We start from the raw sequence: 13,749 nt of genomic DNA on the forward strand, positions 1-13,749 counted from the left end.
TAAATTATTTAGCACGGTTGAACATAAAATTTAGTATGTTCAGCAACAGGCATGTTGGCGCGGATCTTCTCAGATAATTGTAAATCAATATTGGCAGTCAGAACACCGGTGCCTTGCTGCTGACAGGCAACAATTTGCCCCCAAGGATCAATAATCATTGAGTGGCCCCATGTTTCTCGCCCTTCATTATGCTCGCCCCATTGTGCAGCGGCAATCACCCAACACTGAGTTTCAATAGCACGAGCTCGTAATAATACTTCCCAATGCGCTTTACCTGTTAACTTAGTAAACGCTGCGGGCACAACAATAATATCAGCACCTTGTGCGCGTAATGCACTATATTGCAATGGAAATCTTACATCATAGCAAATCGACATCCCGATATTGCCATACGGTGTTTTTACGACTTTAAGCTCATCACCCGCTTTAAAAGTATCAGACTCTCGATAGCTACGGTGTTTATCGGCAACATCGACATCGAACATATGCAGCTTATTATAATGTTCTTGGAGTTGGCCTTTATCGTTATATAACAAGCTGGTTGATGTGATTGAACCATCGGGTTGTAAGATAGGCATTGAGCCCAGTAAAAGCCAAATGCCTAACTTTTCAGTTAATGCTGATAATTCTTTTTGAAATGGGCCGTCATTGAGAGGTTCAGCCCATTTCTGGTAATCTGCTTTACTACCAAAAACTAAGGTATTTTCAGGAGTAACAACCAATTTAGCCCCTTGTAGCTGAAGCCCTTTCACTTTCTTTTTTAATTTAGTGAGATTATGTTCAGGATCGGCTCCCGAATTCATTTGTACTAAACCAATCTTCGCCATGACCTTCTCCCTGGGCCTATACACTTGTTATACTCAACATATAACGTATTTATTACTATCTCTTTGTTGTACCACTGATAAAAATTAACGCAACCCATTCATTTAGCTTACTCATCAGGCACAGTATACTCACCAGATAAGCGTGAGCGCTCTACAACGTTCGGAGCTTCAATCGAACCCGTTACTTGATAATTAACCTGAGTGATCACATCTAACACGGGTGATAACACCGTTGAAATAGCTAACACATATAACGCTGTTTGTGGCGCAACAGCAAAAGCGGTTAAAACAGGTAAGCCCGAGGTAAAGTCAGGAATAAACTTCACATTTGCATCGACCTTTTCATTCACCAGATCAACCTTACCTTTAATGTACATATCACCGGCTAATGCTTGCATCTTGATATCGTTACTATAAAAGGTGCCTTGCTTAATTGTTCCTGTTCCTTTGATATAGTTAAACGCTAAGCCATTATCAAATACCCCCGAGAAATCGAGCTGCATTTTTCGAATAATAGAATCTAAACTAAACAGGCCAAGCAATCGTCCTGCACCAAATGCGCCACTGACTAGCCCTTTGCCAATATCTGTTTTCACCTTGCCATTTAATGTTCGGCGATCCATCACCCAAGGTGATCCTTGCCATGAGGCTGAAATACTCGTATCAAACGATGCATCTTGCACGCCACCTTCAATACCAAAGCGACCTAATAAATCGGAGCTATTGTCACCTTTCACCATGAAACTTAACGCCGAATGATTAAGGTTATCTTTAAAATACCAACGTCCATTAGCATCTAATTTGATATTACCAGCATTAATATTGAACGTTTTCAACGTTAATTGATTTGAGGACTTCTCAAGTACAGCATTGACTTGCCCTAATCGATAGCCCTGTAGCCATGCATCCGATATCGTAAGTTTAATAGCAGGGATCGCAGCCATTACCTTACGATCTAGCGCTGTGACTATCGGAGATAATAGAGGAGGCACTTTTTTAGTAATATCAGCTTGCTGCTGAGTAACTGACTTTTTATCTAATTGTGGAAAGTTAAGATGAAGGGATTTAAAGATCGCATTCACCGTATTTTTCTGATCCCAAGTAATATAGCCTTCAGCTTGTCGGCTCTCTAATTTCGCGGACCACTGATGACCATGTTTGACATGCAAATTAACATCATTCCACACTAACCCGCCCAAGGTTAACTGCTTAACTTTTGCCTCTATCTTGCTTGGAATCGGCCATACAATCCCCTCATTACCATGGCTTTTATTGGTGTTTGATTGTTGCCACTTATTCGCAAAAGCGATCCACGAATCAACATTGAATGCCTTAGTATCGATATTCACCACATGTCCAATACCTAATGATGACTGAATCTCTTTTTTACCAATCATCAAATCACTGGCTGCTAATTGTGGTTTTCCATCAATAAGGTTCACACGTGCTTGATAAGCCGCATCAGGCATCTGAAGTTGCCCATTAAAGCTTTGTGCATTGCCATCAACATTCACCGTCATAAACTGCGATTGATTGAGCTTAGGTTGATAAGATAACGGATAGGGTAAATCACTCTTAATGTGGGTAAGAGGTAATAGACTTTTTACTTTGTAAGTAAAATAATCACCTTCTAAATCTACCTGGACATTTGTTTTCCAATCACTGGTTCCTGAAAGATAATGCAATAACTGTTTAGGAATATAAGGCTGCAATCGAGCGACTTGCCAATCACCAGCCACATCAACATTTACTCGATAATGATTGTTTGCAACATTATTACCCGTAAATCCAAGCCTAATCGGTTGATCAAATAATTTACCGCTTAAGTCTTCAGCCCTAATTTTGGCATTATCAAAGGTTAAACTACCGTAAGTATTATCAACAGTCAGAGCTGGTGTTCGTAAATCGATACGATTATTTTTAAAAAACACCTGACCTTTCGCATCCACATCACTGCCGTCAAAAGGTATATCAAGGGTTAATTTAGCTGTAACAGGCCCATTCACCCTCACTGTTTGTAATGCGCTCCCTACAGAATCGGCTAATGGCGTTTTCAACATGTACTCTGTAACATCTTTGCCACTAGCGGCAAGATCAAATGCTAGTTTCAAATGCCCATCAGGGGCTAATTTTGCCCCACCAACCACATTAGAGCCAACGGCTGATAACGTTTTTACATGACTGGCATCAATCGTCATACGATCATTTTTAAAGCCTAAATTAAGATTGAGATCTGTTAATAATGGCCAATCAGGATCAAACTGAAATTTTGCTTTTTTCAGTGGGACTTTAACTTCAAAGACACCATCATGATTAGGATAAGGAAATGTGTTTAAAGGACCAAACCAGAGCAGTTCAGCGTCTTTCACCGTACCGCCTTTTATCGCGGTAGCTAGATAATGGGTTAATTTATTACCAAGCGCTGGTCGAGGTAAATAACGCCATGTTTGCCCAGCATCTTTAACCGACGCTTCACCATAAAAAGCCAACCATGCAGGCGATTTTTGATAAAAATCGAGTCTAAATTGCCCTTTTGCATTGAGATCTGGGGTGGCCACACTCAGTTTATCACTCCATAAACTGGTGCCTTGATTATCATGTTTCCAATATGCATCAATCGTCGCGTCATTGATGTTTAATGGTTTCGGAAAAACCTTACCATAAGGCAGAGCATCATCATCGACTCGAATTTTCACTGCACCTTGTGTTGTATCACCAGCAATACGCGCATTTAGCTTATTAATACCAGGTAGTAACTGCCACTGTTTAAATGCTAAATCATCAAGATTTAATGAAAAATGGAGCGGCTTATCTTGCTCGCCAGCAACCCGAATTTTTGTCACCAGCCCTGTCGGTTGTAACGCAGTGATCGCTTCCGTAATACTATTCGACTTGGGTAAAAAAGATCGCAATGGTAGTAATCGATCTAATTTGATATTGGTCAGTGCGGCTTTCCAATTTACAGGCTGCCATTGCTTATTAAGTGAAAATTGCGCTGCGATATCAAATTTAGGCCACGATATCTTATCGGTAGCTATATCAAATTGCTCGGTATCAATCCGCCATACGCGTTGCTGTTTATCGAAGGTGGGCTTTAGCGCAACAACGCCACCGTTAATAACAATTTGGTGTGATTTATGTTGGGTCGTCCAATCAATATGACTTTTGGCAAGTTGGATCATCGCTGAACTTATCGTGCCTTGATCTAACGATAACCACGCTTGCATACTCAATTTACTGTCTGAAATATCAGCGACACCGGTAAATTTTTTATTTAACCATGGTGTGACCGAAATGTTTTTTCCTTTGAGATATAGCGTTCCATTCACACTAGACAAACCACCTTGTTCGGTAATGTCTGCTTTTACTTCAACTTGGCCTAATGGACTATTAATCAATCCAACGGAACCTTGAGCAAAATGATGCCCTCCCTCATTGCGCCAGTTAAGTTGTGTAACCGCTAGATGTAATGCTTTACCTGAAGGAGAAGGAACGGTAACCGTCGCGTTTTTTAATGTCACATTATCAATACGCGTGAAAAAAAATTGCTCTAACCGTTTAACAAAAGAAATATCAGAAGAGGGTTTCGAAGCACGACGTGGAAGTTGTGTAATATCTAAATCGAATTGCTCAATTTGGACATGTTTAAAGACGGGTCTAAATGTCAGCACTGACTGCCAGAAATCTAAATAGATCTCGGCTTGCCCAACCTTCACTAATGGTGCTGAATGATTATTTTCAGCCACCGATAATTGGTTAAATTTTATTTCGGGCCCCGATTGTAGCCAGCGCCCATCAATATTTTCTACCGATATTTGGGTATGTGTTTGCTGAGAAAGCCACTGCGCTATTGGCTGACGATAATGGTCAAGGTGAGGAAGAGAAAAGCGGAGAGTACTGATCAAAATAGCCAATGTTACTGCAACAATAACCACTAACCACAATACACCACGTAAGGTTTTTGCCACCATACGGTTCACTGACTCTTCCCCATTGGTATCATTACATCATTACCACATCGAACTGCTCTTGGTTATACAGCGGCTCAGGCTTTATTTTTACTTGTTTACCAATAAAGACCTCAAGCTCAGCTAATGCATGCGATTCATCCCCCATAAGGGCCTCACCCACCGCGGATGAAACATACACGATAAATCGATCAGCATCGTAAGCACGATTGACTCGGGTTATTTCTCGCAATACCTCATAGCAAACACTTTCAACTGTTTTCACCGTACCACGACCATCACAAGATGGACACGTGCCACACAACACATGTTCAATACTTTCACGAGTACGTTTACGCGTCATTTCAACCAAGCCTAATTGCGTAAAGCCATTAATATTGGTTTTCACTCGATCATAAGAAAGTGCTTGCTCAAGCGCTTGTAAAACGCGTTGTTGGTGTTCCTCTGAAATCATATCGATAAAATCAATAATGATAATGCCGCCTAAATTACGTAACCGTAATTGACGTGCGATAGCTTTCGTTGCTTCAATGTTGGTATTAAAAATAGTCTCGTCGAGATTTCTTCGCCCAACAAACGCACCAGTATTAATATCAACCGTGGTCATCGCTTCTGTTTGATCGATGATCAAATACCCGCCAGACTTCATTTCAACTTTACGATCTAAGGAACGTTGAATTTCAGACTCGGTATCATAGAGATCAAAGATAGGCTGCTGACCTGAATAATATTCAATATTATCTGTCACTTCAGGTACGAACTCATCTGTAAACTCTTTTAATTTATCAAATGCTTGGCGTGAGTCGACTTTGATATTATCAATTTCAGTACCAACAAAATCACGTAAGATACGTTGTGCAAGTCCTAGCTCACCATACAACATCGAACGTGGCTTATACTTAGCACGACGCTCTAATACTTTACGCCACAAGTGCTTTAAAAAAGCAGCATCTTGAGCGACTTCATCAGTATTCGCCCCTTCTGCAGCCGTTCGAATAATAAAGCCGCCTAAATCATCACAATGCTGTAAAACCGCTTTTTTCAAACGATCACGCTCTTTCTCACTTTCAATCCGCTGAGATACACCAACATGGCTTGCTCCCGGCATGAAAACAAGGTAACGAGACGGTAAGGTAATATCAGTCGTTAACCGCGCACCTTTAGTTCCCAGAGGATCTTTCACCACCTGCACGACAATGTCTTGCCCTTGACGAACAAGCTCTGAAATGTCGCGCACCTGAAATTGTTTTTTCTCATTTTCAGCCACACATTCCGTGTGAGGAACAATATCTGAAGCATGTAAAAATGCAGCTTTATCTAACCCAATATCGACAAATGCCGCCTGCATACCAGGAAGTACGCGACTTACTCGCCCTTTGTAAATATTTCCGACGATACCGCGTTTCGATTCACGTTCAATGTGGATCTCTTGCAATACGCCATGTTCAATCATTGCGACACGGGTTTCACTCGGCGTCACATTGATCAGCAGCTCAGTGCTCATGGTTGCCTCTACTTATAACTTTAAAAAATCTTGTAACAGGATGTCGGTTTCCACTAGCGGTAACCCCATCACTGCATAAAAACTGCCATCGATACGTTCAACGAATTTGCCACCTAAGCCTTGGATGCCATAACTGCCCGCTTTATCTTGTGGCTCTCCACTTTGCCAATATTTTTTGATTTCGTTATCTGACAAAGGCTTAAACCACACTTGCGTGATCACTAGCTTAGTTTCAATCCTTTCTTTCGTTGCGACTGTCACTGCGGTCATCACTTGATGTTGACGACCAGACAGCATTTTCAGCATACGCGCTGCATCATTAAAATCGACAGGTTTTTCTAATATTTGCTGATCAGCCACAACAATTGTGTCCGATCCTAAAACAGGTAAATCAGCCGGCGCTGCTTTTAGTCCAGCTAAGGCTTTATCGCGCGATAAACGCTGAACATAATTTTCAGGGCTTTCGCCTACTTGGTGGCATTCTTCGACATCTACCACAACACGTTCAAACTGATAGCCTAACTGATTTAATAACTCCATTCGACGAGGCGAACCTGAAGCAAGATATAATTGAATAGCAGCCATGATACACCTCAAACTTACATTTATACTTTAAAAACATTTAATTATAAATAAGGGGAAGACCAATTGGCTTCCCCTTTATGCTATTGCGATTAACGAATCGAAAATTTACGACGTATACGCCGTAATAATAAGAACAACCATGGCCATAATATAAAGTTTAATACGACAGCCCATAATTGTTGTGGCTCAAAAGTTACATTTGAGACTAAGTATTCAGCCCAGTATTCAATAAGCTTACCGGCTAATGATAACAGCGCGAAGACAATCGCTTGTTGTCCTAATGACAGGTTACGAAGTACTCTAAAATTTAAAGCAACAATGTAAGCAATCACCGACATCATTAAGCCGCGGACACCTAACGTAGATCCTAAAATCAAATCCCACAATAAGCCGATAATTAAAGCAGTTCCCACGTTAACACGATGTGGTAAGGCTAATACCCAATAACAAGTAACCAGTAAAACCCATGAAGGTCGAAACGGTTCCAACATTCCGGGCCAAGGAGCTGCTTGCAGCACCAGCGCAAAAACGAATGACAACCAAATCCAAATTCGGCCATGTGCTTGGCTAGTTGGCATTATTCACCTCACTGCTCGGCTTTTTGTTCTCAATAGGTGCTGTTGGTTTTACACCATTTGCTGGTACAGCAACTGCAGGAGAAATGGTTGAAACCGCACTTGAAGGCGCAATCGATTTTGTGGCTGACGTTTCTGCCGCTTTCATTCTATCGGTTGGCCAGACTAATAATAAGTAACGTAATCGGTCAAATTGCACGGTTGGTTTAGCGATAATTTGTGCAAATGGGCGTTTATTGTCAAAAGAGAACTCAGTTACACGTGCAACCGGATATCCTTCAGGATAGCGACCACCGAGCCCAGAGCTCACCAATAAATCACCTACACGAATATCCGTGCTGCTTGGGACATGCTCAAGTTGAAGCTCATTACTCTTTCCAGTTCCTGTTGCAATAACACGAATGTCGTTACGCACAACTTGTACTGGAATAGCATTCGTCGGATCAATCAGTAATAACACACGACTATTATGCGCGCCAACATAGGAGATCTGGCCAACAATACCTTTATCATTAATAACAGGCTGGCCTTCATACACTCCATCAACACGCCCTTTATCAATCATCACTTGATGACTATAAGGATCAGAGTCGACCGCCATCACCTCGGCGATCATTTTACGCTCACCACGCACAAACGGTGAGCCTAATAAATTTCTTAAACGCTGATTTTCTTGCTGTAATTGATCAAGCAATAAAACATTACTTTTCATCACCAACAAATCACGCTTCAACGCTTTATTCTCAGCTAATAATTGCTGATGAGAACTCATTTGACCATTCAGGCCATCAAGTAATTCACGCGGTAAATTAGCCGCATACTGAAGCGGAGCGATTGCTGAGTTCAGAAAATAACGAACATTGGCAAAAGCATCAAGACGACTATCGGCTAGCATAAGGCTAGCCGATAGTAATATGGCAAGAAACAGGCGTAATTGCAGAGAAGGACCTCTGCCAAAGATAGGTTTCATCTAACGCTATAACCTGTTTTATAGAAAACTAACGCAGGCATTATTACTCTTCGCTGAAGAGATCGCCACCGTGCATATCAATCATTTCTAACGCTTTACCACCACCACGAGCCACACATGTTAGTGGATCTTCAGCAACAACCACAGGGATACCTGTTTCTTCTGTCAGTAGGCGGTCTAAATCGCGAAGTAGTGCACCACCACCCGTCAGTACCATACCACGCTCTGAAATATCAGATGCAAGCTCTGGCGGACACTGTTCTAGGGCAACCATAACTGCAGAGACAATACCCGTTAGTGGTTCTTGTAAAGCTTCTAGGATTTCATTTGAATTTAACGTAAAGCTACGCGGTACACCTTCTGCAAGGTTACGACCACGCACTTCAATTTCACGCACTTCATCACCTGGGTACGCTGAACCGATTTCATGCTTAATGCGCTCAGCGGTTGCTTCACCAATAAGACTACCGTAGTTACGACGTACGTAGTTGATAACGGCTTCATCAAAACGGTCACCACCGATACGAACCGATGATGAGTAAACCACACCGTTAAGTGAGATCACTGCAACTTCTGTTGTACCACCACCGATATCGATCACCATAGAACCCGTTGCTTCAGACACTGGCATACCAGCACCGATAGCAGCCGCCATTGGCTCATCGATTAAGTAAACTTCACGAGCACCAGCACCTTGTGCTGATTCACGGATTGCACGACGTTCAACTTGCGTTGAGCCACAAGGAACCGCAACTAACACACGAGGGCTTGGGCGAAGAATACTGTTGTCATGTACTTGCTTAATAAAATGCTGCAACATTTTTTCAGTCACATAGAAATCAGCAATTACACCGTCTTTCATTGGGCGGATAGCAGCAATATTACCTGGTGTACGACCAAGCATTAATTTTGCGTCATGACCTACCGCTGCAACACTTTTTGTTGCGCCTGCACGGTCTTGACGGATTGCAACCACAGAGGGTTCATCTAGAACGATGCCCTGTCCTTTGACATAAATAAGGGTGTTGGCAGTACCCAAGTCAATAGACAGGTCATTAGAAAACATGCCACGAAGTTTTTTAAACATAGTCTTCGGCTAATCCTGAAAGCTCAAAATTCGTTAAATTGCACTAAATGTACCAAGCGCTAGACACTGAAACAAGGTAAGGATTGTCAAACCTACCACAGATTTGCAATTTATTTGCGCTAAGGCCTAATTTAACCCTTTTTCACCTCGATAAACGATGCGATCACTCCCACGATATACACCAAATGTCACAATCGCAGATGGATCTTCATCGCCTAATTCTCGCCAGTTATAGGTCAGCCACGGTTGGTGTTCTTTGTTGGTTTGGCTACAACCAATATTACTTGGTGTGTTGGTTGCAATACGTAACCAAAAACGGGTTTGTTGTTTTTTATAATTAGCAGGCGTTGATAGTTGTGGATGAGCTTCAATTTCATCGCTTTCACCAACGCTGACTTTGCCCGTTATATTGGTTGTTAATATCGATGTATTAGATCCATCAACCGGATGTAATGCCAGCTTACAATAATAGTTACTGTTGTATGTTGAGCCACTATCATCAGTATGGGTTTGAAATTCTCTCCCATCCCAATATTCGATTTTTAATGGCAGACTAACCGGTTGATCAAATGGGCTGATCGCATCATCTAGAACCATTCGCCCATAACGTAAATTAGGCGTTGTTTCGAAAGGGGCAACCTGCTTGCTATCAACTTCATCAGTGACACCTGTAGCGGTATTGCGGATAAAAATAGGATCATGATGCGAGGAAATATACCCGCCCCAGCGACTATTCGAATCATTCCAAGGTCCATCTTCCACTGTGGTTAACGGTGTTTTAGCCACTGATTTTCGTTCTAATAGCCATACTTGTTCAATATCGCTATTCCAGCGACCTTTAAAGCTTTGCTCTGTTGAACGCGTAATATGATGATACGAGAAACGATCATTTAAGCTATTTAATGATGGATATTCATAAGCTATCAAAGCAACTTCAGCTTGATAATCAGGAATAAAACCATTGTAGTTATCGACCTGCTCACCCAACGCATTTTTGGCATTGATCAAGACGTTGGTACTAAATGGCTGGCTGAGATAAGCAAAACTATTACCTCCAACCCCATGCCCATCCGGATAAACAAAGCTATTAGGTTGGATCTCTAAATACTTTGGATAAAAACGGCCAAGATGGCGATAGCCTTGATTAATCGTCATGGCTAAATATGGCGCTTTAGCGTCAGCTTGTAAGCGAACACTACCCACTTCACTCCACGACAAATCACTAAACACCAGTTCATCGGTATGACTCTTTCGTACCGTACCTCGCAGCACACCAGGCTTACCATCAACTGGCGTTACCGATGCCGTATTAGGAATAGATAACTCGACATCGGCAATAGGTGCATCTGATTTAAAGAAATTTTGTGTTGTTTGTGCAGAGCACAACTCATCGGTAGTCTGTATTGGCTCTGCCTCTGAACCACCTTGCCAAACAAGCGGTTTCACAATCACTTTAAACGGATCGCCAGCTGCGACAAAGCCATCACCTGATAATGATGTACCATCACTGTGTTTATCTGGACATACCGCAAATGTCCACGGACGAGCATGCACTTCAACAGAGCCTTCTAATTGTTTCCAACTCCCAAACTCTGTTGGTAATTCATCATCTGTAGAAAAAATATCGCAGCCGGTTGATAACGAGCAATTAGGATCTGCAAGGTTTAACCCTACAATACCTGCATCGGGATATTTCAGCGCAAAGGTCGCTAACCCCTTATCAAAAGAAAATGTTTCTTGAGACGTTTGCCAGTCACTATTCATAGCCTTTATTTGTAAGTCGCCATTACCCTGGCTTGCTGGCTGTAAGAAAGTACTCGTCATAACTAACGGTTTATCACCTTGATAACCTGTTGCAATCGTTACTTGATCATTTTTGCAAGCAAGGGCTTTTACTTTAATATTTTCCCTAGGTTTACCCGCAATGACTTTTATTGGACTTGGCGAAATATCAAATTTAAACGGTACAAACGTATAACGACCATTAACGGTGTTGGTTGATGGGGAATTATTTAATTGTCCTTTAACCGCTATATTGCCGATATAATCATGACTTTTAAGCCGCAACTGACCAACACCATTTTTAATATTAACGTCAGCGACTTCTGAAACATCTTTATAAGGCGTTTCACTATTGATTGGAAACCACGATGCTTTTCCAGCTGTTGAAATATTGGTGGTTACTGATACTGAACCAGAATAGGTGTCAGCTAGCGTTCCGTCTTCATTTTTAACACTAAACGTAACAGGCAAATAATCGCAGGTTAATGAAAATGCAGTTGATGGCTCAATATCTAAAATATAATTATCAGGTTTAGGGTCAAAACACTCACTTTCACCAATAATTTTTGATTTATTAATTAGTTCTATCTGATTAATCGTTACCGAACCATATACTATCGCATTGTTACTTAAGTAAGTTTTTTTCTCTGAATATATAAGCGCCTTTACAATAGAGCTGTTAGACACGGCGTTAAAATCTTTAAATAACAAAGTCGAAGTTGGTGGCTCATTATAGGCGTAGATCACCAAATTATCAGGACTTCCATCTACATTAATTAAAGCGCCATTAGTTCCTGATGTATGGTTAAAAGAGTAACCTCTGGTATAGATAACTACTTTATTATTTTCTGGAATAACAATTCGAGAACCATTTACGATAAAACTATCAATCCAGTAGGTGCCCGTTTTTAATGTTAGCTGACTATTTGAATCTAAAGATAATGTTTCAATTTTCATCTCTTTGTTTAACGTTATAGATCCGCCTCTAACAGACAAATTTTTATATTCACTGTATGGGATCTCTGGTTCAATTTGTTTTCCAGCGTCAAATACATTATTACTTTTATTTTCTTTAAAGCTAGGAAGTTGAGGCTTATTTTCTTTCTTTACAATTAAATCTTGGTTCTCATTACATGGAGAATCATCACAACCTTTATCAAGGTAATTATTTATACTTTCTTGGCGAAAACCGACATACCTTTTATTTTTGATTTCAACCGTATTTATTAGTCGACTATCTTTCCCAATTTGTAAACTCGGATCACTATTACCTTGCCATGTTTGAGCTGGGCTTAGAAAATATTTACAAATATTATTGGCCAGCGGCTTTTTAGCAAAAGCAAAAAAGCCCACCTTTTCTTTTATATGTGCGCGTTGACCTATATACGTCCATGGTGGGATATCTTCATCAACAACAAAACTCACCTGTGTTAAGGACTTCTTACACTGACGAACCCAGCCACCTTGTCCACCTTGGCGCTGCAACTTCCCGGCGATAAAATTTGGAACAGTGGTATAAGTTTGACGAAGATTAATAGGAGTATTACATGTGTACTGTAATGGCTTCAGTTTACCCGAATTTGAAACGATATCACCTGATGAAAATTCATAGTCATAACCATTGGTTTCACCAATATTAGGAACACTGACTAAATAACCAATTTTCTCATGTTCCTCAACGTCAATATCACGTTTATTTACACGCGTAATTTCAAGACCTAGGTCAAATCCCATTGATGAAATATTTTTAGTTGCGGTCGTTAACCAGCGTTCATTGTTTTTCGTTTGGACTTCAGATAGAACAATCGGCGATTCACTCAACAATGAAGAGTACGAGGAGAGATCCACTCTTTCATAGGCAGGTGAAGACCTTTTACCATCTGCGGAATATCTTTTCGTATTCACACTGCCTGCGAGTACTCGGTGTCCATCCTCAAATGTTGTAACCCCCTCTTCAATAACCAAATAAGAAATCACTGGCATTTGATTACGTGATAACGAATAGGAGTTAGACAGTGGCGCAACTATTTGTGCTATGGAAAAAGATTTTTTTGTAACATTTAACAAAGCAAGGGTCTGAGGGGCGTCATTATCTGGATTATCGCTGGGTATTGTTGGCATTAAAAATACAAGCGGTTTAGTCGCATATGCATTTTTTAATCTAACAACACAACCAGATTGATCCTCATAGGAGTTTGCTGATTCAGGTAAAATAAATGATGAACATGTGCTGGTATCAAATGTACCAAATTCATACTGAGCACTATGCGCTTGCCATGCAAAGAATAAGCTGAAAAATAAAACGTTGATTAACTTAAGACATAAACGCATAAACATCCTTTTACCCAAAATAAAAAGCGAGTCCGTGCCTTAAGGGTATTTGACTAATTTCAACTTAATATCTTAATTATTAATAACACAAACATCTACATTCAGAGTAAATAATTACAC

8 protein-coding genes are annotated in these 13,749 nt (G+C 40.8%); all 8 read right to left on the reverse strand.

All coding sequences use genetic code 11. The features are described 5' to 3' along the window. Positions 1-8: 8 nt before the first annotated feature. The 8 genes from C9J46_RS07155 to C9J46_RS21530 all read right to left on the reverse strand — a co-directional run bounded on the left by C9J46_RS07155 (position 9) and on the right by C9J46_RS21530 (position 13,629). Positions 9-827, reverse strand: a complete 819-nt coding sequence (locus tag C9J46_RS07155) for a carbon-nitrogen hydrolase family protein (RefSeq protein WP_107290700.1) — start codon at positions 825-827, stop codon at positions 9-11. Between the two features lie 107 nt (positions 828-934). Next, positions 935-4,798: a YhdP family protein gene (locus C9J46_RS07160; protein WP_233217713.1), complete on the reverse strand. Its 3,864-nt coding sequence runs from the start codon at positions 4,796-4,798 to the stop codon at positions 935-937. 31 nt (positions 4,799-4,829) lie between these two features. Continuing rightward, the gene (gene rng, locus C9J46_RS07165; protein ID WP_005371112.1) at positions 4,830-6,299 is read right to left on the reverse strand and encodes a ribonuclease G; all 1,470 of its coding nucleotides are present in this window, start codon (positions 6,297-6,299) and stop codon (positions 4,830-4,832) included. Between the two features lie 12 nt (positions 6,300-6,311). After that, on the reverse strand, positions 6,312-6,884 hold the full coding sequence (locus C9J46_RS07170) for a nucleoside triphosphate pyrophosphatase (protein WP_107206521.1): 573 nt from the start codon (positions 6,882-6,884) through the stop codon (positions 6,312-6,314). An 89-nt stretch (positions 6,885-6,973) separates the two neighbouring features. After that, positions 6,974-7,462 carry a rod shape-determining protein MreD gene (mreD, locus tag C9J46_RS07175; protein ID WP_107206520.1) on the reverse strand — a complete coding sequence of 163 codons (489 nt, stop codon included), beginning with the start codon at positions 7,460-7,462 and terminating at the stop codon, positions 6,974-6,976. Beyond that, positions 7,452-8,429 (reverse strand): rod shape-determining protein MreC, encoded by a 978-nt coding sequence (gene mreC, locus C9J46_RS07180; RefSeq protein ID WP_107287264.1) that lies wholly within the window; start codon positions 8,427-8,429, stop codon positions 7,452-7,454. Before mreC ends, mreD begins: the two co-directional genes overlap by 11 nt. Before the next feature lie 43 nt (positions 8,430-8,472). Beyond that, a complete protein-coding gene (locus C9J46_RS07185) occupies positions 8,473-9,516 on the reverse strand; it encodes a rod shape-determining protein (protein WP_005371106.1) in 1,044 nt (347 codons plus the stop codon). 126 nt (positions 9,517-9,642) lie between these two features. Further along, positions 9,643-13,629, reverse strand: a complete 3,987-nt coding sequence (locus C9J46_RS21530; protein ID WP_158259269.1) for a DUF6701 domain-containing protein — start codon at positions 13,627-13,629, stop codon at positions 9,643-9,645. Positions 13,630-13,749 lie beyond the last annotated feature (120 nt).

This window comes from Photobacterium sp. GB-36, from assembly GCF_003026135.1.
GTDB lineage: Bacteria > Pseudomonadota > Gammaproteobacteria > Enterobacterales > Vibrionaceae > Photobacterium.

Excerpts from the sequence above, each read along its gene's own strand:
- C9J46_RS07155 (WP_107290700.1), bottom strand. The coding sequence starts at position 827 with ATGGCGAAGATTGGTTTAGTACAAATGAATTCGGGAGCCGATCCTGAA.
- C9J46_RS07160 (WP_233217713.1), bottom strand. The coding sequence starts at position 4,798 with ATGGTGGCAAAAACCTTACGTGGTGTATTGTGGTTAGTGGTTATTGTT.
- rng (WP_005371112.1), bottom strand. The coding sequence starts at position 6,299 with ATGAGCACTGAGCTGCTGATCAATGTGACGCCGAGTGAAACCCGTGTC.
- C9J46_RS07170 (WP_107206521.1), bottom strand. The coding sequence starts at position 6,884 with ATGGCTGCTATTCAATTATATCTTGCTTCAGGTTCGCCTCGTCGAATG.
- mreD (WP_107206520.1), bottom strand. The coding sequence starts at position 7,462 with ATGCCAACTAGCCAAGCACATGGCCGAATTTGGATTTGGTTGTCATTC.
- mreC (WP_107287264.1), bottom strand. The coding sequence starts at position 8,429 with ATGAAACCTATCTTTGGCAGAGGTCCTTCTCTGCAATTACGCCTGTTT.
- C9J46_RS07185 (WP_005371106.1), bottom strand. The coding sequence starts at position 9,516 with ATGTTTAAAAAACTTCGTGGCATGTTTTCTAATGACCTGTCTATTGAC.
- C9J46_RS21530 (WP_158259269.1), bottom strand. The coding sequence starts at position 13,629 with ATGCGTTTATGTCTTAAGTTAATCAACGTTTTATTTTTCAGCTTATTC.